Origin of the sequence: Streptomyces sp. A0958 (assembly GCF_004795035.1) — a bacterium.
Lineage (GTDB): Bacteria > Actinomycetota > Actinomycetes > Streptomycetales > Streptomycetaceae > Streptomyces.
Genome location: NZ_SSBK01000002.1, coordinates 181,663 through 206,520, shown reverse-complemented (window position 1 = coordinate 206,520; position 24,858 = coordinate 181,663). Strand labels below are relative to the sequence as shown.

Here is a 24,858-nt window from a genome sequence, read left to right as displayed (position 1 = left end):
CTGTGCGGGCGCGGGGCGAGGGCGTGTCCGGGGCCCGGGGGAGTGAGCCTCGTCCTGCCTCTGGAGTGTTGCGGTACGCGGGCTTATCGTGCGGGCCGTGGTCAAGCGGATACCGGTGGTGGTGCAGCGCGACCCGCGCCGCGGGCGTCTCGTCGCGCGCGGGCTGTGGACCGGAGCGGAGCTGGTGGTGACCCTCGGCGTCGTCCTGCTGCTGCTCGTCGCCCACCAGCTGTGGTGGACCAACCGCCAGGCCCGCGCCGACGCCGCCCGTACCGTCCACCGGCTGGAGCGGGACTGGGGGGCGCCTCGGGAACAGCCGGATGCCGATGCCGATGCCGATGCCGATGCCGGTGGCGGTGCGGATGAGGGCGCGGATGCGGATGCGGATGTCCTGCCCGGGGCCGGGCCTTCTCCGGGGGGCGGCAGCCCCTCCCCCAGGAGCCCGTCGGCGTCCGAGCCCGCCTCCGCCACCCCGGACCAGGCCTACGCCGTCATCCGTATCCCCCGTATCTCCCTCACCGCCCCGGTCGCCCAGGGCATCAGCAGGCGTGCCGTCCTCGACCAGGGGTACGTCGGGCACTACCCGGCCACCGCCCAGCCCGGCGGCCGGGGGAACTTCGCGCTCGCCGGGCACCGCAACACCCACGGCGAACCGTTCCGCTACATCAACCGGCTGCGCGCCGGTGACCGGATCACCGTCGAGACCCGGGACGCCGTCTACACGTACACCGTCGACAAGACCCTCGCCCGGACCACCCCCGGCGACAGCGGGGTCGTGGCCGCCGTGCCGCGCAGCAACATCGCGCCGTACCCGGGGTATCACCGGGCCGGGTCCTATCTGACGCTGACCACCTGCACCCCCGAGTTCACCTCCCGCTACCGGCTCGTCGTGTGGGGGAAGCTGACCGGGGTGCGGGAGCGCTGACCGCCGCGGGGCCGAGGTCGTAAGGTTTTCCGACGTGCTCAGACGACGTCCGCAGTTGTTGTGGTTGCTGGTCCCCTACGTGCTCCACCTCGGGGCGCTGCCGTTCGTGAACCGGGTCCGGCCCGTCGTTCTCGGGCTGCCGTTCCTCTTCCTCTGGCTGCTCGGGGCGACGCTGCTGACCCCCCTCGCCGTATGGCTGGCCCGGCGGGGTGACCGCCGGTGAACGCCGCCGTCGCGACCTCCGTCTTCGGGGTCTTCATGGTCGCCACCGTCGCCCTCGGGCTGCTCGCCGTACGCGGCCGGCGCGGCGGGGAGGGCGGGGGCGGGCTCGCCGAGTGGTCGGTGGGCGGGCGCAGCCTGGGGACCGTGTTCATCTGGGTGCTGATGGCCGGTGAGGGCTACACCAGCTTCAGCTACCTCGGCGCCGCCGGCTGGGGCTACGACTACGGGGCGCCCGTCCTCTACGTCGTCGCGTACATGTCCTGCGGGTACGCCGTCGGCTACGTCGTCGGGCCCATGCTCTGGGCGTACGCGCGCAAGCACGGACTCGTCGGGATCACCGACATGGTGGCCCACCGCTTCGGGCGGCCCTGGCTCGGCGCGCTCGTCGCCGTCCTCGCGACCGCCTTCCTGCTCCCGTACATCCAGCTCCAGATCACCGGCATGGGCGTCGTCGTCTCGACGATCTCCTACGGCGCGATCAGCCTGAACTGGGCCTACTTCATCGCCTTCGCCGTCACCACCGGCTTCGTCGTCGTCAGCGGGCTGCGCGGCAGCGCGTGGGTGTCCGTGCTGAAGGACGTGCTGGTCATCGCCACGCTCGGCTTCCTGGCGATCTACGTGCCCGTGCACTACTTCGACGGCTACGGGCCCTTCCTCGACCGGCTCGTCACCGAGAAGGGCGAGTGGCTGACCTTCCCCGGCCACGGGGACAGCGGGCTCGGGCAGGCATGGTTCATCACCACCTCGTTCCTCAACTCGCTCACCGTCGTGATCTTCCCGACCACCGTCGCCGGCTACCTCGGGGCGAAGAACGCCGACGTGCTCCGCCGCAACGCCATGTGGCTCCCCGCCTACAACGTCCTGCTCTTCGTCCCGATGCTGCTCGGCATGGCGGCCCTGTTCGTGGTGCCGGGGCTCGTCGGCGCCGAGTCCAACCTCGCCCTCTTCAAGCTCGTCGTGGACTCGCTGCCCGCCTGGTCGGTCGGGGTCATCGGGGTCGCCGCCGCGCTGTCCTCGATCGTGCCCATGGCCGTGTTCATGCTGGTCATCGGCACGATGTGGGGCCGCAGCGTGCTCTCGCTCGTCCCGCGCTGGGAGCGGCGGCAGAAGGGCGCGGCCCAGTTGGTCGTCGTGGTCGCGGGGGCCCTGGCGCTCCTGCTCACGTACACCGCCCCCAACACCCTCGTACGGCTCTCGCTCATCTCGTACGAGGGCATGGCGCAGCTGCTCCCCATGGTGCTGCTGGGGCTGATGTGGCGGCGGCTGACACTGCTCGGGGCGATGAGCGGGCTCGTCGTCGGGGTCGGTGTGGTGTGCGGGTTCGTGTTCACGGAGAACGATCCGGTGTGGGGTGTGAACGCGGGCATCGTCGCCCTCGGCGCCAACCTCGCCGTCGCGCTCGCCGTGACGTACGCCGGTCCGCGCGAACGCGACGAGCGGCCCGACGACGAGGTGCTGGCCCGGGACGAGCTGGACGCGTACGCCGGGGCCGCCGAGGCGGGGCGTTCACCTGCTGTCAACGGCCGTTGACCCCGTCGGCCCATCGTGTATAACGGATGGACCGGAGGAACGAGTGAGGGAAGGAGGGGAGTGAGCACGTGGACACCAGCGCCCTGAACCGCGTACGCCGTGGTCTCTCCCGCGTCCTGCGCCCCGCCGGACTCCTGCTCTTCCTCCTCACCGAAGTGCTCCTCGCCGAGGGCGGCAGCCTCTCCGCCGCCGTCGCGCTCGCCGCCACCGCGGCCGCTGGCACGGCGCTCGTCGCCTGCGCGGTCATCAGCGCCCGCTGCGCGACCCCGGTGCCCCGCACCCGGGTCCGTACCGCCATGCGCGACCGGGAGAAACGCACCGCGTTCCTCCCCCAGCGGGACCCCGACGCCCAGGGGCGCCGCCGTCCCCGAGCCCCGGGCCGTGCCCTCCTGACGGCCGCGTAGGGCACACCCCCGCCTCCCCTTTCCGTGGTGTGGGCGGGCTCTCGCGGACCGTCATGCCGAAGTAGTAAGCCCCTTCACTTCCGGCACGACGAGACCCCCGGAGGGCTCAGCCATGTCCGCCTTCATGTCCGCTTTCGCCAGCCTGGTCGGTGCCCTCGCCGACCTGCTCCACCCGCTCTTCCAGAACGCCTCCACCGCCGCCGCGATCATCCTGTTCACCGCGCTCGTCCGGCTCGCCGTGCACCCCCTGTCCCGGGCCGCCGCGCGCGGGCAGAAGGCGCAGCGCCGGCTCCAGCCGCAGATCGCCGAGCTGCGCAAGAAGCACGCCAAGAACCCCGACCGGATGCAGAAGGCGCTCATGGAGCTGCACCGCGAGGAGAAGGTCTCGCCGCTCTCCGGCTGCCTGCCGAGCCTGTTGCAGATGCCGGCCTTCTTCCTGCTCTACCACCTCTTCTCCAGCCAGAAGATCGGCGACGAGGCCAACGCGCTCCTGGGCCACCAGCTCTTCGACGCCCCGCTCGGCGAGCGCTGGCACGACGCCCTGTCGCACGGCGGGATGTTCGGCGCGCAGGGCATCGTCTACCTGGGACTCTTCGCGATCGTGGCCGCCGTCGCCACGTTCAACTACGGGCGTACGAAGCGTCAGATGGCCGCCAGCCCCGTCACCCCCGCCAGCGGGCCCGACGGGCAGCCGATGCCGGGCCTGGGGGCCATGAACAAGCTCATGCCGCTGATGTCCTTCTTCACCCTCTTCACCGTCGCCTTCGTGCCGCTGGCCGCCGCGCTGTACGTGGTCACCAGCACCACCTGGACCGCGATCGAGCGGGCCTACCTGTACCGCGACATGCCCGCCCCGGGCGCCGCCGTCGCCACGGCGGCCTGATGCCGGCGGAGCGCGTGGCGGTCCAGTGCGTGAACAGGGTCTTGCGGATTGATCGGATGTCTTGGAGGATCGGACAAGCCTGCGATGGCCGCCACCCATCCGACGGGCCTGATCCCGACCGAGGAGAGAAAGACTCTTGAAGCTGCTTCGTGTGGGTACGGCGGGCGCGGAACGACCGGCGCTGCTGGACCAGGACGGAACCCTGCGCGACCTGTCGGGCGTCGTCCCCGACATCGACGGCGCGCTGCTCGCCGACGAGGACGCGCTCGCCCGGGTGCGGGCCGCGGCGGCCGCCCCCGATGGGCTGCCCGCGCTCGACGCCGAGGGACTGCGGGTGGGCCCGCCGCTCGCCCGGATCGGCAAGATCGTCTGCATCGGGCTGAACTACCACGACCACGCCACGGAGACCGGGGCGCAGATCCCGGACGAGCCGATCCTGTTCTTCAAGGCGCCGGACACCGTCGTCGGACCCGAGGACACCGTGCTCGTACCGCGCGGCAGCGTGAAGACCGACTGGGAGGTCGAGCTCGCCGTCGTCATCGGGCGCACCGCCCGCTACCTGGAGACCGCCGAGGAAGGGCTCGCGCACGTCGCCGGCTACGCGGTCGCGCACGACGTCTCCGAGCGGGAGTTCCAGATCGAGCGCGGCGGCACCTGGGACAAGGGCAAGAACTGCGAGACGTTCAACCCGCTGGGCCCCTGGCTGGTGACCGCCGACGAGGTGGCCGACTCGCAGGCGCTCCCGCTGAAACTCTGGGTCAACGGCGAGCTGAAGCAGGACGGCACGACCGCCGACCAGATCTTCCCGGTCGGCGAGGTCGTCCGGTACCTGAGCCGGTTCATGACGCTCTACCCGGGCGACGTGATCAACACCGGGACGCCGGCTGGCGTGGCGATGGGGCAGCCCGAGCCCAAGCCGTACCTGCGGGCGGGCGATGTCGTGGAGCTGGAGATCGAGGGCCTGGGGCGGCAGCGGCAGGAGCTGAAGGACGCGTAGAGCCTTGATCCGCTGAGCGTCTATACATCGGAGGGGTGGGGGCCGCGCCACGCGGGCCCCACCCCTCCGCGTGCGTCAGTCGCCGATCCTCGACGCGAACTGCTCCAGCGCCTCCACCACCAGCGCGTGGTCCTCCGCCTGCGGCAGACCCGACACCGTCACCGAGCCGATCACCCCCGCGCCCTCGACCGCGATCGGGAACGAGCCGCCGTGCGCCGCGTACCTGTCCGGGTCGAGCCGGGACGCCTCGTCGAACGTCGTCCCCTTCGCACGGAACCGCGTACCGACCAGGTACGAGCTCTCCCCGTAACGCTCCACCACGCGGCGCTTGCGGTCGATCCACGCGTCGTTGTCGGCGCTCGAACCCGGCAGCGCGGCATGGAACACCTGCTGCGCCCCGCGCCGGATGTCGATCGCCACCGGGGCGTGCCGCTCCCGGGCCAGGGCGACGAGCAGACCGCCGAGCGCGTAGGCGTCGTCGTAGCCGAAGTGCGGCAGGGTCAGCCGGCGCTCCTGGGCGATCAGCTCGGAGATGGTCGGAGCGGTGGGGTTCATACGGGCTGCTCCTCGGAGGCGTGGGCGGAGGCGTGAGCGGGGGAGGGGGCTTGCGCGCCGGCCGGCCGCAGGGTGACGGTGACACCCTCGCGGGCCGAGCGGCGGGCCGCCTCCAGGACGTCCAGCGCCTCGGCGGCCTGAAGGGCGGTCACCGGATTGTCGCCCTTCCCGCGCAGCGCGTCACCGACCGCCGCGTAGTACGCGGGGTAGTCGCCCGGCAGCGTGCGGACCGGGGTGCCGCCGCCCGTGAGCGGGGACTCGCCCGAGCCGAGCCGGCCCCACAGCTCCTCGGGCTCCTCGCCCCACGGCCCGTCGTCCGTGGGGCGCGCACCCTCGCGCAGGGCGGCCTCCTGGGGGTCGAGGCCGTACTTCACGAATCCGGCCGCGGAGCCCAGCACCCGGAAACGCGGGCCGAGCTGGGCCGTCGTCGCGCTCACGTACAGGTGCGAGCGGACCCCGGAGGCATGCGTGACGGCCACGAACGTGTCGTCGTCGGCCGCCGCGCCCGGACGCCGCACGTCCGACTCCGCGTACACCTGGACCGCCGGGCCGAACAGGGTCAGCGCCTGGTCGACGACATGGCTGCCCAGGTCGTACAGCAGCCCGCCGATCTCGCGTGGGTCGCCCGACTCGCGCCAGCCGCCCTTCAGGCTGGGGCGCCACCGCTCGTAACGCGACTCGAAGCGCCGCACCTCGCCCAGCGCGCCGTCCGCGAGCAGCGCGCGCAGAGTCAGGAAGTCGTTGTCCCAGCGGCGGTTCTGGAAGACCGAGAGGAGCAGCCCGCGCTCCTCGGCCAGCGCCGCCAGCTCCCGCGCCTCGGCCGCCGTACCGGCGACGGGCTTGTCCACGACCACCGCGAGCCCGGCCTCCAGCGCCGCCCTCGCCAGCGGTACGTGCGTCCGGTTCGGCGACGCGACGACGATCAGGTCGAGCTCGTCCGCCCGCTGCCACAGCTCGTCGGGCGACGCGGCGAACCGCACGCCCGGGTACGCGGCGCGGGCCTGCGCGCGGCGCTCCTCGTCCGTCGTGACGACCGTGTCCAGCACGAGGCCGTCGGTCGCCGTGATCAGCGGGGCGTGGAAGACGGACCCCGCCAGGCCGTAGCCGACGAGTCCGACACGCAGGGATGAGCCGGACGGCCCGGAGGTCTGGTGGATCGCGTGGGCAGTCATGACCCCACTTTGGCAACGCTGTTGCCAAAGTGCAAGCGCGGGGGACAATGTCCCCGTGAACAGGAGCAACAGCGGCGCCAACCTCCCCACCCTGCGCAGCCACAACGCGGCGCTCGTGCTGGACCTGCTGCGGGTGGCCGGCGAGCGCGGCATCAGCCGGCTCGAACTCGCCGAGCGCACGGGGCTCACCCCGCAGGCCGTCAGCAAGATCACCGCCCGGCTGCGGACCGAGGGCCTGGCCACCGAGGCGGGCCGCCGCGCCTCCACGGGAGGCAAGCCCAGGACCGTGCTGCGGCTGGTACCGGAGGCCGGGCACGCGGTGGGGCTGCACCTGGACCGCGACGGCCTGACCGTGGTGCTCGTGGACCTCGCGGGCGCGGTCGCCGCGAGCCGTACGGCTCCGCTGGACTTCGGTGCCCCGGCGGACGAGGTGCTGGCGGCGGCGGCCGGGGCGGTCGCCGCCGTGCGGGGGGACGGCGCGCTGCCGGTGCTCGGGGTGGGCGTCGCCGTGCCGGGGCCGCTCGACCACCGGGGCGGGGTGCTGCACCGGGTCACCGGGTTCCCGCGGTGGGACGGGTACCCGCTGCGGGACGCCCTGGCCGGCCGGACCGGGCTGCCCGTCGTCCTCGACAAGGACACCAACGCCGCCGCCCTCGGTCTGGCCCTCCGGGCGCAGGAGCCCGCCGACTTCGCGTACCTCCACCTCGGCACCGGCCTCGGCGCGGGGCTCGTGCTCGGCGGGGCGGTGCACCGGGGGGCCCGGACGGGGGCCGGGGAGTTCGGCCACCAGACCGTGCAGCTGGACGGCGTCCGGTGCGACTGCGGCGGGCGCGGCTGCCTGGAGGCGCTGTGCCTGGCCGCCGCCCGCCGGGGCGATGTGGCCGAGGCCGCCCGGGTGCTCGGCACCGGAGCCGCCAACCTCGTCGGGCTGCTCGACATCGGCCGGGTGGTGCTGGGCGGCCGCACCGTCGCCGCCGACCCCGACGCGTACGTACGAGGGGTACGCGCCGTGCTCGACGAGCGGGCCCGGCGCGACGGGGCCGACGGCGTCCCGGTGCCGGTCGTCGCCGCCCGGGGAGGCGACCGGCCGGTAGCGGAAGGGGCGGCGCAGCTGGTCCTCGCCCCGCTGTTCGGGCGGGTGGGCGACGCGGAGCCGGGCGGGGTGGCCCGCAAGGAGCCGGCCCCCGCGCGACTGGGCTGATCGGGCGGCGCCGGGCGGCCGTCCGGGCTGACCGGCGGCACGCCTGCGCGGGCCGCCGGGGAGAGCGTGGCAGCGTCGCCGGCCAGGGCGTGTTCCGAACGCAGCGCCGTTGGCCCGGCCGGCGGGCGCGACCGGCGGAGCACGACCAGACCGGTGAACTCCGGGCCCGGGGCGAGCCGACCGTTTCCGCGCGAAGTGAAGGGCTGCCCCGCCATGCCCCCCGAATCACCTGAGGCCCCTGAGGCCCCCGAGTCCCCCGAGTCCCCCGAGTCCCCCGAGTCCTCCGGAGCCGGCCGGCCCCGGCACGGTTTCGCGCTCGGGCTGGCCGCCGCGAGCGTCATGCCCGTGGTCCTCGGCGGGGCGACCGCGTCCGCCGCGCCCCAGCGCGACCCCGCCGCGAGCCCCGCCACCCGCCTGACCCCGGCGGCCCCGTCCGGCTCCGTCACCGCCGACCAGCAGCCGGCCTGCGGGAGCCCGGGGGAGACCGAGTTCCCGATCGACACCCGTATCCACGGCGGGCCCGACACGTACGCCTCCGGCGGCGGCTACGGCACCTGGTTCCTGGACCTGACGAACACCACCAAGGAGTCCTGCCGCTCGATCCACCCCGTGCTCGTGCTCACCGACGAGGACCGGGCCCTGACCTCGGACCAGATCCAGCTGGAGTTCTCCGAGCGCGCCCACCCCGGCGTCGAGCACCGCGTGACCTGGGAGACGACCGACCGGGACGAGCACATCGGGGTCTTCGGCGGGGACGGCGACGACTCCTTCCCCGGTTTCACCGTGCCCGCCGGTCACACCGTCACCGTCCAGGTCCGGCTGGCCTTCACCTCCGACACGAGCCCCGGCCGGATCACCGCGAACGCCGCGATCGTCCAGCGCCGGGGCGCCGAGAGCGGTACGGACTCCACCGGCAAGGCGTCGAAGGGCGGCGACGGGGAGTGGGTGGGCGAGTCCGAGGACTACCCGTTCACGGTGGTCGAGGACGACACCGAAGGGGACGGGACCGACAGTGGCGTGACCGGTGAGACGGACGGCGACCGCGAGAGCGCGGAAAGGGAGAACGTGGGCGGCATCGGCCAGGAGCAGGGGAACGGCACGGTCAAGGGCAAGGGCGAGGAGGGGTACGCGGACCCCGGCCGCCGCCCCGGCGGGACCGACCCCACCCGCCCCGGCGGGACCGACCGGCCCGTCGCGCCCGGCACCGACCCCGCCGGTGTCCCGGAACTCGCCAGGACCGGCATCCCCGTCCCCGTACCGCTGCCCGCCCTCACCGTCTCCGGCTTCCTGATCGGCGGCGGGGCGATGGTCCTGGCGACCCGGCGGACCCGCCGCGCGCAACGCTGAGCGTCTGCCCCGGTCAGGCGCCGTGCGCAGCGCTGACATCCGTCCCGGTCAGGCGGTACGCGCGGCGCTGAGCGTCTGCCCCGGTCAGGCGCCGTGCGCAGCGCTGACATCCGTCCCGGTCAGGCGGTACGCGCGGCGCTGAGCGTCTGCCCCGGTCAGGCGGTACCTCCACGTCGAACAGTCGGCCTAAACTCGGGGGCGTCGGCGCTGCACAACGCGGTGCCGCCGGCGTCCCCGCACCTGGCGTACGGCAACTGGAGTCCCACATGGCAGAGCGCAAGCCGATCTCGTCCTGGCTCACCGACATGGACGGAGTCCTCATCCACGAGGGCACGCCGATCCCCGGTGCCGACGCCTTCATCAAGCGGCTGCGCGACTCGGGGCTGCCCTTCCTGGTCCTGACCAACAACTCGATCTACACCGCCCGCGACCTGCACGCCCGCCTCCAGCGCATGGGCCTGGACGTGCCCGTCGAGAACATCTGGACCTCGGCGCTCGCGACCGCCCAGTTCCTGGACGACCAGCGGCCCGGCGGCACGGCGTACGTCATCGGCGAGGCCGGGCTCACCACCGCGCTGCACGACATCGGCTACGTCCTCACCGACCACGACCCCGACTACGTGGTGCTCGGCGAGACGCGTACGTACTCCTTCGAGGCGCTCACCAAGGCGATCCGGCTGATCAACGGCGGGGCCCGCTTCATCTGCACCAACCCGGACGAGACCGGCCCGTCCGCCGAGGGCCCACTGCCCGCGACCGGCTCCGTCGCCGCCCTGATCACCAAGGCGACCGGCAAGGCCCCGTACTTCGCGGGCAAGCCCAACCCGCTGATGATGCGCACCGGGCTCAACGCGATCGGCGCCCACTCCGAGTCCAGCGCCATGATCGGTGACCGGATGGACACCGACGTGCTGGCCGGTCTGGAGGCGGGCATGCAGACGTTCCTGGTGCTCACCGGGCTCACCACGGTCGCCGACATCGACAAGTACCCGTTCCGGCCGTCCACGGTGGTCGACTCCATCGCGGACCTGGTCGACCTCGTCGACCTGGGCTGACACCGGATTCCGGTGGGGGACGGGCACGACCGCGCCCGTCCCCACCACACTCCACCGGCCCAGCGCCCCCGCGCTGCGGATGCGGAAAGTGCCCGCGCGCGTGAACCTGCCATCAGGAGGTTCACGATGCGTCCCATACCCCTCACGTTCTGTGCCGCCGCAGTGGCCGCGGCGACCCTGGTGCCCGTCCCGTCGGCACTGGCCGAAGCCGGTTCCGGCCACGACGACTCGCGGTCCCGGGCCACTCTGTCGGCCAGCCCCTCGTCCGTCGCCCCGGGCGGTGAGGTCGACCTGAAGGTCACCGGCTGCAAGGGCAAGGAGGCCAAGGGGAACTCCGACGCCTTCGTCTCGGAGGCGCGGTTCTCGCCCGGCGAGGACCACACGCTCTTCGCCGAGGCCCGCATCCGCTCGGACGCCGAGCCCGGCGACTACGACGTCCAGGCCCTCTGCAAGGACGACAAGCACACCAAGGTGTCCGCCGTCGTCACCGTCGTCCACCGCAACCGGCCCATGCCCGTCGCCCCGGTCCGCGCCGGCGGCGGAGGCGCCGCCGCGCTCGCGGGCGAGGCCACCGAGCAGGCCGGTCCCGGCACCGTCCACGAGGTGATCGGCCTCGCCCTGGCCGCCGTCGCGGCCGTCGCCGTCGCCTTCCGCAGCGTGCGCCGCCGCCGCCCGGCGGCCGACTGACATGTCTGGCTCGGAGGACTCGGCGGGCCACGGCAGGCTGCTCACCGGAGTGGCCTGGGCCGTCCTCCTGCTGGGCCTGTGGCTCTGGGGGCGCGGGATCACCGACGGGTCGGGCATCGGCTCGGCCCCGACCACCGGTGACGTCGCCGCGGTCGGGCGCCCGCTCGGCGTGCCGCTGCCCCCGGCGCACGAGCCGATCGCCGGCGCGGCGCCGCAGAGCGTCGAGATCCCGTCGCTCGGCATCCGGGCCCCCGTCGTCTCCCGGGGCCTGGACGCCGAGGGCGCGATCGAACCGCCGTCCTTCGACACCCCCCAGACCGTCGGCTGGTACGGCGGCGGCACCGAGCCCGGCGCCAAGGGCCCGGCCCTGTTCGTCGGCCATGTCGACACCGAGACCAAGCCGGCCGTCTTCTACGGGCTCAGCGCGGCCCGCCCCGGCGCGAAGGTCGACGTGACCCGGACCGACGGCACGGTCGCCGAGTTCACCATCGACGACGTCCAGGTCCTCACCCGCGAACGGTTCGACGCCCAGAAGGCGTACGGCCCCCGCAAGGACGGCCGGGCCGAGCTCCGGCTGATCACCTGCGGCGGTACGTACGACCGCGTGTCGCACTCGTACACCGCCAACGTGGTCGTCTCGGCGTACCTCACGGCCGAGAAGAAGACGCGGGCCGGGGCCGTCTGAAGCCTTCGGTACGCGGCCCGGTCCGCCGCCCGTGTGCGGGGCAGCGACCGGGCCGGTCCTCGACCGCGGTGCGCGGGCCGCGGGAGTGGCCCGGCGCGGACACGGGAGGTCGGTGGCGTCCGGGTCCGCCGCACGCCCCACTGTAGGGGGACGAACTCCGCCCGCCCAGAGGGTTTCTGACGGTAAGTCGATAACAGGTCACCCTCCGCAGGCAGCGAAGCGGGGCAGAGTGCGGTGAAACCGCCGTAACGGCTCGGCGGCGAAGCCGTACGAGGCCCGGGCCGCTCGCGCACGCTGTGCCAGGATGGGCCGCGATGCGACAGGGCACCGCCCTCGCACCCGAGGGGGAGTGGATGTACGGCAGTCACAACGGCCGGTTCGGCGTGCGCGGGGTGGCCGCGGCGGCGGGCCTCCTGCTCCTGCTCACCGGCTGCTCCGCCTCCGACGACGGCAAGGGCGACGGCAAGGGCGACGGCGGCCGGGCCGGTGCGAGTGAGGGCGCGGACGGGACCGGTGGCGGCAACCCCGCCGGTATCGGCCAGCGGCCCGCCGACACCGTCCCGTACTGGGTGAACCCGGACGGGACCGCCGCCCGCCAGGTCGCCGCGTACACCAAGGACGGCAACGAGGAGGCCGCCGCCCTGATCCGCCGGATCGCGGAGCAGCCGGTCGGCGAGTGGGTCGGCGCGGAGAACCCGGAGGCCGAGGCGAAGGGCTACACCGAGGCCGCCGCGAAGGCGGACCGGCAGGCGCTGCTCGTCCTCTACAACATCCCGCACCGCGACTGCGGGCAGTTCTCCAAGGGCGGGGCGGCCGACGGCGACGCGTACCGCGCCTGGGTGGAGGCCGTCGCGCGCGGCATCGGGGACCGCGGTGCCACCGTGGTCCTGGAGCCGGACGCGGTGGTGCACCTGGTCGACGGCTGCACCCCGCGGCAGCTGCACGAGGAGCGCTACGACCTGCTCAGGGGTGCGGTGGAGCGGCTGAAGAAGCAGCCGGGCACCCGCGTCTACCTGGACGCGGGCAACGCCGGCTGGCGCACGGCCGACGCGCTGTTCGACCCGTTGCGGCGGGCGGGCATCGAGGGGGCGGACGGCTTCGCGGTCAACGTGTCCAACTTCCAGACCACCGCCGACAGCACGGAGTTCGGCAGGCAGCTGTCGGCGAAGGTCGGCGGCAAGCCGTTCGTCGTCGACACCAGCCGCAACGGCAGCGGCCCGTACACCGCCTCCGATTCCGAGGAGACCTGGTGCAATCCGCCGGGCCGGGCCCTCGGTGAGCCGCCGACGACCGACACGGGCGACGACCTGGTCGACGCGTACCTGTGGATCAAGCGCCCCGGCGAGTCCGACGGCGACTGCCGGGGCGGCCCGAAGGCGGGCGAGTGGTGGCCCGCGTACGCACTGGACCTGGTCCGCGCGGCGAAGAAGGGTTAGCCGGGCGGGGGCGGCGCCCCCGCCCGTACGGCCGTCGTCCTACGGCACCTCCACCCACGTCCCCTCGGACGGGGTGCCCTTGTCGTCGGTGACGAAGAGCATGTACCAGCCCGACGGCACCAGCGCCCGGTTCTTCGGGACGGTCACCGAGATCCCGCCGTCGGTCTGCTTCAGGTCCAGGGCCACCGAGCGCTGGTCGGTGTCCGTGACATGGGTGACCGCGCTCGGCCGCATCAGCTTCGCCGTCTTGATGGACGAGGCCTGGAGGCTGGTGAAGACCGCCGTGGAGCCGCGCTCGATCTTCTTCGGCCCGGCCGTCAGCTCGGGCCGCGAGTCGCGGTAGAGGTAGGGCGGGGTGTAGATCTCGATGCGCTGCTCGAAGGTGCCGGGCCGGGTGTTGGCCTTGTCGGCGTAGAGCGAGTCGGAACCGAAGATCATGACCCGGCCGTCCGGCAGGAGCACGGACCCGGAGTGGTAGTTGCGCCCGACCGCCGGGTCGGCGACCCGCTGGTACGTGTCCGTCTTCGCGTCGTACAGCCGGGCCTGCAGCACGTTGGAGTCGCTGCGGCCCCGGTAGTCGTTGGAGCCGCCGGTGACCAGGACGGAGTCGTCGGGGAGCAGGGAAGCGCTCGGGTAGCGGGTGCCCTCGTCCAGGGAGGCGCCGTCCTGGAACTCGGGGTCGGGGTCCTTGAGGTCCACCAGCCGGGACTTCTCGCTGGACTCATCGGACTCGCCGACGCCGCCCCCGCCGATCACCATGAACTTCTCGTCCTGGGCCGGAGGCAGCCGGACGGTCGCGGAGGTCTCCATCTTGTCCGGGTCGCTCAGGCCGGGGATCTTGGTGAACTCGTTCGTCGCCAGGTCCCAGACGCCGGGGTCGCGGCCGACGTCCGCGGGGCCGTAGCCGGCGTTCGAGCCGGAGTAGAAGAGCTTGCCGTCGTCGAGGAGGAAGACCGCCGGGTAGGTGGGGAACTTCCGGACGATGCCGGTGTACTTCCACTCCTTGGTCCCCGGGTCGTAGATCTCGTCCTTGCCGGGGACGATCTGCCCGATCTCGTCCAGACCTGACAGGGCCAGGACCTTGCCGTCCTCCAGTGTGGTGAGCGTCGGGTACCAGCGGGCCTCGTTCATCGGGTCGACGGTGATGTACTTCTCCGCCACCGGATCGAATTCGAAGGCCTCCCGGATGCCCTGGAAGTCCTTCTTGTCGAGCGCGAGCTTCTGGGCGATCCCGTAGACGTTGTGGGTGTCGGAGCCGGTCAGGCCCTCGACGCGGTAGTTGTCCTCGGCGCCCGTCTCGTACTGCGTACCGGACTTCTCGGCCTCCACGTAGATCCGGCCGTATCCCGGGTCGTTGCGCAGGAAGGCGCCGGTCTTCTTGTCGAAGACCTTGGTGGCCTTCTCCACCAGGACCGGGTCCTTGGTGACGAAGGTCTTGCCGTTGCCCTTGCCGGTGAAGCGGGTGCCTGCGGGGAGCGTGATCGGCTTGTCGGGGTCCTCGTTGTGCACGATCATCAGGCCGCCGGCCTTGGTGACGTCGCCCTTGAGCTTCTCGTACCGTCTGGTGCCGCCGGCTATGAGGAGCTTGCCGTCGGGCAGTTGGGTGTGGCCGGCGCAGAACATGTCCTTGGGCGTGGGGATGTTCCGATACGCGTTGGTCTTCGGGTCCCACAGCACCGAGCGGAAGCTCTTGGCGTCGAAGTTCTTCTGGTTGTTGCCCGAGCCGGCGACGAGCAGCACCTTGCCGGTGTGCAGGAGCGCGGCGTGGATCGTGTTGATCCGGAACTCGGAGGGGACGTCCAGGAAGTCCCAGTGGCCGTTGTCCGCCTTGTAACCGGCCTGGTTGATCTTGTAGTCGTGGTAGTGCTCGGTGCCGAAACGGTACAGCCACGGCCCGTTCGCCCCCGCGAGCGCGAGAACCACCGCCGTACTGATCGCCATGCGGCGGGTACGGCGGCTCGGACGGTACTTCATTTCTTACGACCCCCCAGGGCGATCTGCATGGTGTCTTCGTTGCCGGGCCAGTGCGCCCGGGCCGGTGCCGCTGCCTGTGCCGGTGTCTGCGCCTGTGCCTGCGCCTGTGCCTGCGCCTGTGTCTGTGCCGGTGTCTGTGCTTGTGTCTGTGCTTGTGTCTGTGCCGGTGGTCGCGTCTCCGGCTGGGGCGGGGACGCGGGCGGTGGCGGGTCCGCGCGGCGCTTCTTCTTCTCCGCGCGCACGGTGTACTGCCAGCCGATGACCGGCGCCGCCGTGATCAGCAGGGCCAGCGAGGCCCAGGTGACCATCGCCGGGTGGCTGTGGCCGAGCACGTACGACGCCACGATGGAGCCGCCGAAGACCGCGACGAAGAAGAGGTGGATGCGGAACGTGCCGAACAGTGTGTCCGGGCTGGAGGAGTCGCCCTTGGGCGTCACCACGAAGGAGCTCTTGCGGCGCAGCACGGCGTCCATCAGGGAGCGGGCGTAGACCGGGGCGGAGAGCGCGGACATCACCATGCCGGCCAGGCCGCCGGAGCCCTCGGGCTCGTGCGGCGAGACGTTGTGCCGGCGGTTCCAGACGTACAGGCCGATCTGGAGCGCGGAGGCGTTGCCGTAGAGCATCATCCAGACCGTCGGGTCGATCTGTACACCCGAGGCACCCATGCCCAGGAACAGCGCGCAACTGAGCGCCGCGAGTATCCAGTTCATGGCGGACATCGGGTAGAAGATGATCATCATGGTGTAGTTGAAGAGCTTGCCCGCGGGCAGCGAGCCGAAGCCCCTCCAGTACTGCTTGAGGATCGTCTCGTACGTGCCGCGTGACCAGCGCAGCTGCTGGGTGAAGAAGTCCGTCCACGCGGTGGGCCCCTCGCCCACGGCCAGCACGTCCGGGGTGTACACGGAGCGCCATTTGCGGCCGGTGCGCGGATTGCGGGCGCGGTGGATCTCGAAGCCGGTCGCCATGTCCTCGGTGATCGAGTCGTACAGGCCGCCGATCTGCTTGAGGGCCGAGATCCGCACCGCGTTGCTGGTGCCGACGAACATCGGGGCGCCGTACCGGTTGCCCGCGCGCTGTATCAGCGCGTGGAAGAGGAACTGCTGCGACTCGGCGGCCTTGGTGACGAAGGTGTCGTAGTTGCCGTAGACCTGCGGGCCGATGACGAAGCCGACGTCCGGGTCGCGGAAGTAGCCGAGCATCCGCTCCAGGTAGTTGGGCATCGGCACGTGGTCGGTGTCGACCGAGGCGAAGAAGTCGTACGCGTCTCCGTGCGCGTCGAGCCAGGCGTTGTAGTTGCCGTGCTTGGTCTTCGCCCGGTGCGGGCCCTTGGCCTGGTTCCAGCGCGCCACGCCCTTGCGGGAGAAGTGGTGGACGCCGAGCCGCCGGCAGACCTCCTTCACCGCCGGGTCGTCGCCCTCGTCGAGCAGCCAGACGTGCATGAGTCCGCGGTGGCGGATGCGGACCGCGGCCTCCAGGGTCTTCGTCACCATCTCCAGGGGCTCCTTGCCCGGGACGAAGGAGGTGAGGAAGGCGACCCGGGTGCCGCTCTCGGGTACGACCGGGACCGGGTCGCGGGCGACCAGCGTGGCGTGCGCGTTGGACAGGACGTTCATCGTGCGGAACAGCTCGATCAGACCGATCGAGACCAGCATCACGGCGTCCAGGATCAGCAGCGTGTCGTTCTTGAGGTTCGGGTCGCGCTGGGTCCAGTGCTCGGGCTGCATCAGCCAGACGAAGAGGCCGAGGGAGACGAGCGGGGCCGCGCCCAGCAGGAGCGCGGCGCGGACGCGGTGCGGCTCCTGGGAGAGGAGCGAGCGGTACTTCACGGTGTACGGCTTGGCCGGATCGGGCTGGGTCAGTGGCCCGGCCAGGCGGCTGTAGTGCTCGTAGTCGTACCGGGGCAGCGGCTTGGGCTGCCGGCGGCGGTGCCCTCCGGGGCGCAGCGGCCCGAGTATGCGGAGCTGGGTGGTCCGGGAGGGGTCGTCGTCCTGCCGGGGTATGCGCAGCTGCGTCGTCCGGGAAGGGTCGTTGTCCTGCCGGTCACCCGGCGGCGTCGACGTCATGGGTCGTCCCCCTGCACGCAGGCGGGGCTGCGTGGTCGCTCGTTCGTTTCGTCCGCCGCGTCTCCCCCTGAAACGCGGCCGACGGGCTCAGAGCATGATGCCTGTTCGACTCCGGCCCCGTACAAGGGCCCCGTCCCGCGGCGGCCACGACCGGAATCTCCCGGTGTCTCCAACTGCTGGACATGACGATGCGATTGGTCATGGGCGCGGAGCCGGGCACACGAAAAACATCAAAGCCCCCTCACGCTGGGTGAGAGGGCCTTGACTGTGCGTGCGCCGCCAGGGACTCGAACCCCGGACCCGCTGATTAAGAGTCAGCTGCTCTAACCAACTGAGCTAGCGGCGCCTGCTGACCTGGAGAACTCTACCCGATCCCCAGTGGTGCTCCTGACCATTTCATCTCTCTCACGGCCTGTCGGATGGTCGTTTTTTCTCTTCTATCCGTCAAAATGAGATATGTCAGGACAGTTGAGACACTGACGCCCGTGCAGATGCGCCCAAAGATCTTGACGACTGCGGAGGGAATCGCATGACTGTGCCGGCCTTCGAGGAGTACGTACCCGCCATCGACTGCCCCTGCCCGGGCTGCGCCGCCCAGCGGCGCACCGCCGCCGGGGGCCTGCCCACGCGGCACGGGGGGAACCCGGCCGCGCACGGCGCGCGACGCGCGATGGTGCTGGTCACCACCGCCGGAGTGGTGCTGGGGGCCGGCGTGGCGGAGTCCGCCGGAGCGCTCGCCGACCCGGCCCCGGTGCCCGGCACGGGAGCGCTGATCGACCTGGCCGCCGGCCCGCTGCCGGACAGCCCCCAGGGTCGGCCCGGCCCGCTGCGGGGGTCCGGCGCCCAGGGGGCGCCGGCGGCCCAGGCGGCGGCCGCGCCCGTGCTGCGTCCGACGACCCGGGCCGACATCATCAACCGCGCGAAGGAGTGGGTCACCGCCCAGGTCCCGTACAGCATGGAGAAGTACTGGTCGGACGGGTACCGGCAGGACTGCTCCGGCTATGTGTCGATGGCCTGGAACCTGGCGGGCAACGAGTGGACCGGCAGCCTCGCCACGTACGGCACCCGCATCGCCCGCGAGGATCTGGAGCCCGGCGACATCCTGCTCTTCCACAATCCGGCCGACCCCGCGAAGGGCTCCCACGTCACGGTCTTCGGCGGCTGGACCGACTACACGCACACCTATTACACGGCGTACGAGCAGACCAAGCCGTACACCCGCAAGCAGACGACGCCCATGGCCTACTGGACCAACTCCGCCAGCTATGTCGCCTACCGCTACAAGGGGCTGACCTCGGGGAACTCCGGCAGCGAGGCCGCCGCGACCCCGTTTCCCGGCGCGGCGAAGTTCGGCCCCGGCGCGAACAACGCGTACGTCACCCAGCTCGGCACCCTGCTCGTCAGCCGGGGCGGCAAGCGCTTCTACAAGGTCGGCCCCGATCCGGTCTGGACCGACGCCGACCGGAAGGCGACCCAGGCGTTCCAGCAAGCACAGGGCTGGAAGGGCGCCGAGGCCGACGGCATCCCCGGCCCCGACACCTGGGAGCTGCTGGTGACCGGAACCGGCCACGACATCCCCGCCGCGAGCGGCCAGAACGGCCCGGCGGGGGTTCCGGCCTTCCCGGGGCGGGGCTATTTCCGGCCGGGTCAGTCCAACACCCATGTCGACAGGCTCGGCAAACAGTTGGTGAAGAAGGGATACGGCACGTACTACCTGTCGGGCCCCGACCCTCGGTGGACCGAGGCGGACCGGCGCAATGTCGAGGCCTTCCAGAAGGCCCAGGGCTGGCGGGGCGCGGAGGCCGACGGCTATCCGGGCCCGGAGACCTGGCGGCGACTCTTCGCGTGACACGACGACGCACATGACGGAGGCGGTAATGCGATCCACGGTGTCGGACAGCTCCGGGAACCCGGAGCACGGGCAGGAGCCGGAGTACGGGGAGGAGAGATACGGGACGGTCCCGGTACGGGAATGGGTCGGCCCCGGTGGAGCCGGCAGCGTCACGGACGCCTGGGCGGCGGCGGGGGAGCGGGCCGCGAGGGGAGAGGCGGCGAGAGCGCCGGACCCGGAGCTGGTGGTGGACGCGCTGCCGGTCAGGGATGCGCTGCCGGTCAGGGACGCGGTGCCGGTGCTGGACGCGGTACCGGTCGCGGACACCGCCCTCGTCCCGCCCCCGGTCTTCGCACCGGTCTCGGTGTCGGTGCCCGCCGGGGGCGAGGTGGTGGTCGACGTGCCGGGTGGTGACGAGGACGATTGGGTGGAGCCAGGGCCGCGCCCGGGCGCCGCGGCGGATGCCCGTGTGGATGATGTCGGTGCGGGTGCGGGTGCGGGTGCGGGTGCGGGTGCGGGTGCGGGTGCCGGTGCCGGTGCCGGTGCCGGTGCCGGGGCCGGTGTCGGTCCTCGTCCGGACGCCGATCCTCGCTCCGGGGCCGATCCTCGCTCCGGGGCCGGTTCTCGCTCCGGGGCCGGTTCCGAGGCCGGTCCCGACTCCGTGGTCGATCTGGTGCTCGATCTCGTGCCGGGTGAGGACGACCGCCGGGGGCCGCTCGGCGCGACCTCGGCCTCGGTTTCGGTGCCTGCGGGCGCGGAGAAGGAAACGGTCGCGGACGAGGTGGGCGCGGAGAAGGAAACGGTCGCGGACGAGGTGGGCGCGGAGAAGGATGCGGGCGCGGACGAGGTGGGCGCGGAGGCGGTGGCCGACACGCCGCCGGCCCTGCCCGTCCCCGATCCCGCGCCCGAGCCCGGCCCTCTCCCCGTACCGGCTGCCGAGGCCCCCGCCTCAGTCCCCGTACCGGCTGCCGAGGCCCCCGGCCCTCTCCCCGTACCGGCTGCCGAGGCCCCCGTTCCCGAGCCCGTCCTCGCCGGGCCGCGTACCGACTCGGCCTGGGACACCGGCCGGCACCAGGCGGTCATCGCCAACGAGCGCACCGCCTCCATCCCCGTGCACCTCCTCTTCCGCGATGACCAGCAGGCCGGGGCGGACGCCGCCGCCGCGCCCGAGAGCGCCGTGCGGCGGGCGGGCGGGGGCGAGCCCGGGACCGGTGTGCGGCGGCCGCCGGTGCCGAGGACGCCGCAGGTACGGCCCTCGATCCGGCCCTCGCCCGACGCCGACCCCCGGCTGCACGAACGGCCGGGCCCCGCGCTGCCCGGCTGGGCCGCCCTGCTCACCGGCTTCGGCGGGATCGCGGCGGCCGCAGGTGCCCTGTGGTGGACGGGCGCGGTGCCGGACGCGCTGCTCACCAGGGTCGGGCTCGGGCCACGGCCGTACGACGGGCTCGGCGCGGGCGCCTGGGCGGCGCTCGTGGTCCTGGCGGCCGTGGTGCTGTTCGCCTTCGGCGGCCTGAGCCGGGGACGGGTCGGGTGCGCGTGGGTGCTCACGCTCTTCGGCCAGTACCGGGGGAGCGTGCGGCGGACCGGGCTGATGTGGGTCAGCCCGCTGCTGCTGCGCCGCCGGGTCGACGTACGGCTTCGGCACTGGCGCAGCGAGCCGCTGCCCGCGATGGACGCGAACGGTACGGCGCTGCGGGTCGTCGTCCTGGTCGTGTGGCGGGTCAAGGACACCGTGCGGGCGGTGCTGGGGATCGAGGACCACGAGGCGTACCTGCGCGAGCAGGTCGAGGCGGCGATGGCCCGGGTCCTGTCCCAGCTGCCCGCCGACGCCTTCCACGAGGACGCGCACACCCTGCGCGACGCGGAGGCGGTGGGCGACGCGCTGACGCGGATGCTGAAGGGGGACTGCGAACCGGTCGGCATCGAGGTGTACTCCGCCCAGCCGATCGGCATCGAGTACGCGCCGGAGGTGGCGGCCGCGATGCAGCGGCGCCGGATCGCGGCCATCGACGCCAAGCACCGGGACAGCGTCCTGACCTCGGTCGTGGACGCGGTGGACGACACCGTGAACCGGCTGACGGCCCGGGGCCTCGTGGAGCTGGACGACTACGAACGCAAGTCGCTGGTCAAGGACTTGACGGTGGCCTTCTACACCGGGCGGGCCGGGGGTGACGGCGCCTGAGGAGGGGTGGGGGGAGCTCTCGGGGCAACCGGAATCCCGCGCTCATTGGTCTGGACATGTTCACGCCGCGTCAATAATCTAGGCCTTGGTCTAGACCGCAGGACACACGCGCGCAGCAATGCTCATGGAATCCCCCCTCCCCCCACGCATCCGAGGAGCGACAGCAATGCGTATGAAGGCAAGTGCGGCCCTGGTGGGCCTTGCGGTAGCGGGCGTCTCGATGTTCGCGACCAGCAGCGCCAGCAGCCACGGCTACACGGACAACCCGATCAGCCGTCAGAAGCTGTGTGCCAACGGCACGGTGACGGGCTGCGGCAACATCCAGTGGGAGCCGCAGAGCGTCGAGGGCCCCAAGGGCTTCCCGGCGGCCGGTCCCGCCGACGGGGCGATCTGCTCCGGCGGCCACGGCGAGTTCGCGCAGCTCGACGACCCGCGCGGTGGCAACTGGCCCGCCACCAAGGTGTCGGCCGGTCAGGGCTTCAGCTTCCGCTGGCAGTTCACCGCCCGGCACGCCACGTCGGACTTCCGCTACTACATCACCAAGGACGGCTGGGACCCCACCAAGCCGCTCAAGCGTTCCGACCTGGAGCCGCAGCCGTTCATGACGGTTCCCTACGGTGGCAAGCAGCCCCCGGCGACCCTGACCCAGCAGGGCACGATCCCCACCCAGAAGTCCGGGAAGCACATCATCCTGAGCGTCTGGAACGTCGCGGACACCGCCAACGCGTTCTACGCGTGCTCCGACGTGCAGTTCTGACCGTTCGCGCAGTTCTGACGGTTCGTACGGTTCTGACGGCCCGTGCAGTTCTGACGGCCCGTACAGTTCTGATCGTTCCGACGTTCCGCCGGCTCCCGTACGGCGTAGCGGACGTGCTGCCGGCGGGCAGCACGACGAACCCCGGGGTGGTGTGGGACACCGCCCCGGGGTTCGCCCTGTCGCCACCGGCGAGGGCATGATCAGACCCGCGCGGGGGCCTGGGGCGCCTCGGCCGCCTCGGCCGCCGGTGCCTCGGCGGCGGGTGCCGGACGGGTCGCCCGGCGCAGCAGGGTCGCGGCCAGCACGGCCCCCGTCAGCAGGATCAGCGAACCGGTCACCGAGGCGTACCGCATGCTGTGCACGAAGGCCTCCCGGCCGATCGCGATCAGCGAGTCGTCACCGGTGGTCAGCGCACCCGCCAGGGTCTTGCGGGCCACGTCGGGGGCCGAGGCGGGGATGTCCGCCCGGTAGACCGCGGTGGCGACGGCGCCCAGCAGGGCCATGCCCATCGCACCGCCGAACTCCTGCCCGGTCTCCAGGAGCGAGGCGGCCGCACCGGCCTTCTCCGGGGGGCTGGAGGTCATCGCCAGGTCCGAGACGATGGCCATCACGGCGACGATCCCGCTGCTCATCACGCCCGATCCGATGAGCAGCAGGGCCAGCGAGTCGGTCCCGGCCAGCGTGAAGAGGCCGAAGCCGGCCGCCCCGACGACGAACCCGCCGCAGACCACGTACGCACGCTGGGTCCGCTGGCCGATCGCGGTCGCCGCGGGCGCCGCGGCACCCACCGCCAGGGACGGGGCCAGGCTCCACAGCGCGGCCTCCAGCGTGCTCATGCCGAGCACCGACTGCAGGTACTGGGTGGTGAAGAAGGCCGAGCCCATCATTGCGAAGGCGGCCAGGGCGTTCAGCCCGATCCCGACGCCGAAGCCGCGGCCCCGGAACAGCTCCCGGCTGATCATCGCGTCGGACCGGCTGCGCTGCCGGTGCACGAAGACCCAGCCGATGGCGAGCCCGGCGGCGATGATCAGGGCGCGCCCCGCGTCGAGCCCGTGGGCGGCGCTCTCCTTGATCCCGTAGACCACCGGCAGGACGGTACCCATCGACAGCGGCACGCTCAGGAAGTCGAAGCGGCCGGGCTTCGGGTCCTTGAACTCCGGGACCAGCAGGGGGACGAGCACCAGCAGCAGCGCCATCGCGGGCACGTTGATCAGGAAGACCGAGCCCCACCAGAAGTGCTCCAGCATCACACCGCTGAGCACCGAACCGAGCGCGACCCCGCCGGCCATGGCGCCCGACCAGATGCCGATGGCCTTCGCGCGCTGCTGATCGTTGCGGAACATGTTGCGCACCAGGCCGATGGTCGAGGGCATCAGCGTCGCCCCGCCGATCCCGAGCACCGCGCGGGCCGCGATCAGCATCTCCGGGCTGTTGGCGTAGGCGGCGCAGACCGAGGCGGCGCCGAAAGCGACGGCCCCGATCAGCAGGAGCTTCCGGCGGCCGATGCGGTCGCCGAGGGAGCCCATCGTGATGAGCAGGCCTGCCAGGGCGAAGGCGTACACATCGAAGATCCACAGCTGCTGGGTGGCGCTGGGGGCGAGGTCCCGGTCGATGGACGGGATCGCGAAGAAGAGGACGGACACGTCCATCGAGACCAGGAGGAGGGGGAGGAGCAGGACCACGAAGGCGGTCCACTCCCGACGGCCGGCGAGGTCGCCGGATGCGGCGGCGGTGGTGCTCGGAGGATTCGTCATGCCAAGGAATATACGGCTGTTTAAAACAGCTGTCTAGTACGTCCGTGTAAAACAGACGTACATGCCTGAGGGCAGCGCAGAACGCACGAGGCGGTCTCCGTGGATACGGAGACCGCCTCGTGCGTTGTCTGTGCGCCGCCAGGGACTCGAACCCCGGACCCGCTGATTAAGAGTCAGCTGCTCTAACCAACTGAGCTAGCGGCGCTTGCTGACTCGAAAATAATACCTGGTCCCGAGGGGTGCTGATGACACACCCGGCTCGGGCTCTACAGCGCCAGCGACAGCAGCACCGGGGCCGCGCGCCGGTTCAGCGTGTCCGCCGCCGCGCGCAGCCGGTGCGCGTCCTCCACCGGCATCGACAGCGCCAGGCAGCCCGCCGCCGATCCGGCGGTGAGCGGCACCGCCGCGCACACCGTGCCGACCGCGTACTCCTGGAGGTCGAGCACCGGGACCGTCGCCGGCTGGCTGTCCAGCTTGGAGAAGAGGACCTTCTCGTTGGTGATCGTCCGCGAGGTCAGCCGGGCCGTCTTGTGCCGCGCGATGTGGTCGCGCCGCCCGTTCTGGTCGAGCTGGGTGAGCAGGCACTTGCCGATCGCCGACGCGTGCGCCGCCGACCTGAAGTCCACCCACTCGTTGACCGCGGGGGCGTGCGGGCTGTCGGCGTACTGCGTGACGCGGATCTCGCCGTCCACGTACCGGCTGATGTAGACCGCCGCGCCGACCGAGTCGCGCAGCTGGGCCAGGGTCTGCTGGAGCTTGACCTCCAGGGCCTGGCGGCGGGCCGCGCCCGAGCCGAGCAGCAGCAGCGAGGCGCCGATCACGTACGCGCCGTCGGTGATCTGCTCCACGTAGCCCTCGCGGCGCAGTGTCAGCAGCAGGGCGGAGAGGTGCCCGACGGGCAGGCCCGTCTCGCGGGAGATCTGGGTGTCCGTCACGCCACTGCCGTGCTTGGAGACCGTTTCGAGAACGCGAAGGGCGTACTGCACCGAGTGGAACGGCGCGGTCGGTTCGGGCTTCAACGGCACGGTTTCCCCCCTACCAGGTGTGACCGGAGGCCGGCTTGTCGGCCGGAGGCACGCCACCACGATAGCCGTCCCGGCCCTGTTCAGGGGGTGGTCTCACGGACTTGTGGGTGCGCCCCGGTGCTGTCAGCAGGGGCGCACCCGTCCGGCATATGCCAACGTCATGAGCGGACGAC

The 24,858-nt window shown here is 72.2% G+C and carries 21 protein-coding genes and 2 tRNA genes; 15 read left to right on the top strand and 8 right to left on the bottom strand.

Features of this window, described 5'->3' with window-relative positions:
- Nucleotides 1-88 precede the first annotated feature (88 nt).
- From E6P78_RS03005 to E6P78_RS02980, 6 genes are all read left to right on the top strand, one after another.
- Nucleotides 89-925: a class E sortase gene (locus tag E6P78_RS03005; protein ID WP_136201908.1), complete on the top strand. Its 837-nt coding sequence runs from the start codon at nt 89-91 to the stop codon at nt 923-925.
- A gap of 64 nt (nt 926-989) precedes the next feature.
- Entirely contained in the window at nt 990-1,148 is a 159-nt protein-coding gene (locus E6P78_RS03000; protein ID WP_136202052.1) for a DUF3311 domain-containing protein, read from the top strand.
- On the top strand, nt 1,145-2,677 hold the full coding sequence (locus tag E6P78_RS02995) for a sodium:solute symporter family protein (protein WP_136201907.1): 1,533 nt from the start codon (nt 1,145-1,147) through the stop codon (nt 2,675-2,677). The genes E6P78_RS03000 and E6P78_RS02995 overlap by 4 nt, the downstream gene beginning before the upstream one ends.
- 68 nt (nt 2,678-2,745) lie before the next feature.
- On the top strand, nt 2,746-3,081 hold the full coding sequence (locus E6P78_RS02990; RefSeq protein WP_136201906.1) for a DUF6412 domain-containing protein: 336 nt from the start codon (nt 2,746-2,748) through the stop codon (nt 3,079-3,081).
- A 112-nt stretch (nt 3,082-3,193) separates the two neighbouring features.
- Complete coding sequence (locus E6P78_RS02985) at nt 3,194-3,964, top strand: YidC/Oxa1 family membrane protein insertase (RefSeq protein ID WP_136201905.1); 771 nt, start codon at nt 3,194-3,196, stop codon at nt 3,962-3,964.
- 136 nt (nt 3,965-4,100) lie between these two features.
- Nucleotides 4,101-4,961, top strand: a complete 861-nt coding sequence (locus tag E6P78_RS02980) for a fumarylacetoacetate hydrolase family protein (protein ID WP_136201904.1) — start codon at nt 4,101-4,103, stop codon at nt 4,959-4,961.
- Between the two features lie 75 nt (nt 4,962-5,036).
- On the opposite strand, the gene E6P78_RS02975 is transcribed toward E6P78_RS02980, so the two are convergent.
- Both E6P78_RS02975 and E6P78_RS02970 read right to left on the bottom strand, forming a co-directional pair.
- On the bottom strand, nt 5,037-5,516 hold the full coding sequence (locus E6P78_RS02975) for a heme-degrading domain-containing protein (RefSeq protein WP_136201903.1): 480 nt from the start codon (nt 5,514-5,516) through the stop codon (nt 5,037-5,039).
- The gene (locus E6P78_RS02970; RefSeq protein WP_136201902.1) at nt 5,513-6,688 is read right to left on the bottom strand and encodes a Gfo/Idh/MocA family oxidoreductase; all 1,176 of its coding nucleotides are present in this window, start codon (nt 6,686-6,688) and stop codon (nt 5,513-5,515) included. Before E6P78_RS02970 ends, E6P78_RS02975 begins: the two co-directional genes overlap by 4 nt.
- A gap of 55 nt (nt 6,689-6,743) precedes the next feature.
- Between E6P78_RS02970 and E6P78_RS02965 the strand changes: the two genes are divergently transcribed.
- The 6 genes from E6P78_RS02965 to E6P78_RS02940 all read left to right on the top strand — a co-directional run bounded on the left by E6P78_RS02965 (nt 6,744) and on the right by E6P78_RS02940 (nt 13,099).
- Nucleotides 6,744-7,889 carry an ROK family transcriptional regulator gene (locus tag E6P78_RS02965; RefSeq protein ID WP_136201901.1) on the top strand — a complete coding sequence of 382 codons (1,146 nt, stop codon included), beginning with the start codon at nt 6,744-6,746 and terminating at the stop codon, nt 7,887-7,889.
- A gap of 213 nt (nt 7,890-8,102) precedes the next feature.
- Nucleotides 8,103-9,236, top strand: coding sequence for a hypothetical protein (locus E6P78_RS02960; RefSeq protein ID WP_136201900.1), 1,134 nt, complete (start codon nt 8,103-8,105; stop codon nt 9,234-9,236).
- A gap of 266 nt (nt 9,237-9,502) precedes the next feature.
- Nucleotides 9,503-10,291 (top strand): HAD-IIA family hydrolase, encoded by a 789-nt coding sequence (locus E6P78_RS02955; RefSeq protein WP_018555802.1) that lies wholly within the window; start codon nt 9,503-9,505, stop codon nt 10,289-10,291.
- Nucleotides 10,292-10,417: 126 nt separating this feature from the next.
- Nucleotides 10,418-10,978, top strand: a complete 561-nt coding sequence (locus E6P78_RS02950; protein WP_136201899.1) for a hypothetical protein — start codon at nt 10,418-10,420, stop codon at nt 10,976-10,978.
- 1 nt (nt 10,979) lies between these two features.
- Nucleotides 10,980-11,663, top strand: coding sequence for a class F sortase (locus E6P78_RS02945; RefSeq protein ID WP_136201898.1), 684 nt, complete (start codon nt 10,980-10,982; stop codon nt 11,661-11,663).
- Nucleotides 11,664-12,016: 353 nt separating this feature from the next.
- Nucleotides 12,017-13,099 (top strand): glycoside hydrolase family 6 protein, encoded by a 1,083-nt coding sequence (locus tag E6P78_RS02940; protein ID WP_168712551.1) that lies wholly within the window; start codon nt 12,017-12,019, stop codon nt 13,097-13,099.
- Nucleotides 13,100-13,138: 39 nt separating this feature from the next.
- On the opposite strand, the gene E6P78_RS02935 is transcribed toward E6P78_RS02940, so the two are convergent.
- The 3 genes from E6P78_RS02935 to E6P78_RS02925 form a co-directional block, all read right to left on the bottom strand.
- Nucleotides 13,139-15,073, bottom strand: a complete 1,935-nt coding sequence (locus E6P78_RS02935; protein WP_136201896.1) for a kelch motif-containing protein — start codon at nt 15,071-15,073, stop codon at nt 13,139-13,141.
- Entirely contained in the window at nt 15,070-17,136 is a 2,067-nt protein-coding gene (locus tag E6P78_RS02930; protein WP_240799020.1) for a glycosyltransferase, read from the bottom strand. Before E6P78_RS02930 ends, E6P78_RS02935 begins: the two co-directional genes overlap by 4 nt.
- Nucleotides 17,137-17,408: 272 nt before the next feature.
- Nucleotides 17,409-17,482 (bottom strand) — tRNA-Lys (locus E6P78_RS02925).
- A gap of 183 nt (nt 17,483-17,665) precedes the next feature.
- Between E6P78_RS02925 and E6P78_RS02920 the strand changes: the two genes are divergently transcribed.
- The 3 genes from E6P78_RS02920 (at nt 17,666) to E6P78_RS02910 (ending at nt 21,906) form a co-directional block, all read left to right on the top strand.
- The gene (locus tag E6P78_RS02920; RefSeq protein WP_136201895.1) at nt 17,666-18,985 is read left to right on the top strand and encodes a peptidoglycan-binding protein; all 1,320 of its coding nucleotides are present in this window, start codon (nt 17,666-17,668) and stop codon (nt 18,983-18,985) included.
- A 28-nt stretch (nt 18,986-19,013) separates the two neighbouring features.
- Nucleotides 19,014-21,149 carry an SPFH domain-containing protein gene (locus tag E6P78_RS02915; protein WP_136201894.1) on the top strand — a complete coding sequence of 712 codons (2,136 nt, stop codon included), beginning with the start codon at nt 19,014-19,016 and terminating at the stop codon, nt 21,147-21,149.
- 166 nt (nt 21,150-21,315) lie between these two features.
- Nucleotides 21,316-21,906, top strand: coding sequence for a lytic polysaccharide monooxygenase auxiliary activity family 9 protein (locus E6P78_RS02910; RefSeq protein WP_136201893.1), 591 nt, complete (start codon nt 21,316-21,318; stop codon nt 21,904-21,906).
- 200 nt (nt 21,907-22,106) lie between these two features.
- On the opposite strand, the gene E6P78_RS02900 is transcribed toward E6P78_RS02910, so the two are convergent.
- The 3 genes from E6P78_RS02900 to E6P78_RS02890 all read right to left on the bottom strand — a co-directional run bounded on the left by E6P78_RS02900 (nt 22,107) and on the right by E6P78_RS02890 (nt 24,685).
- Nucleotides 22,107-23,660: an MFS transporter gene (locus E6P78_RS02900; RefSeq protein WP_136201891.1), complete on the bottom strand. Its 1,554-nt coding sequence runs from the start codon at nt 23,658-23,660 to the stop codon at nt 22,107-22,109.
- A 131-nt stretch (nt 23,661-23,791) separates the two neighbouring features.
- Nucleotides 23,792-23,865, bottom strand: a tRNA-Lys gene (locus E6P78_RS02895).
- 61 nt (nt 23,866-23,926) lie between these two features.
- Nucleotides 23,927-24,685, bottom strand: coding sequence for an IclR family transcriptional regulator C-terminal domain-containing protein (locus E6P78_RS02890; protein WP_136201890.1), 759 nt, complete (start codon nt 24,683-24,685; stop codon nt 23,927-23,929).
- Between the last annotated feature and the right edge of the window lie 173 nt (nt 24,686-24,858).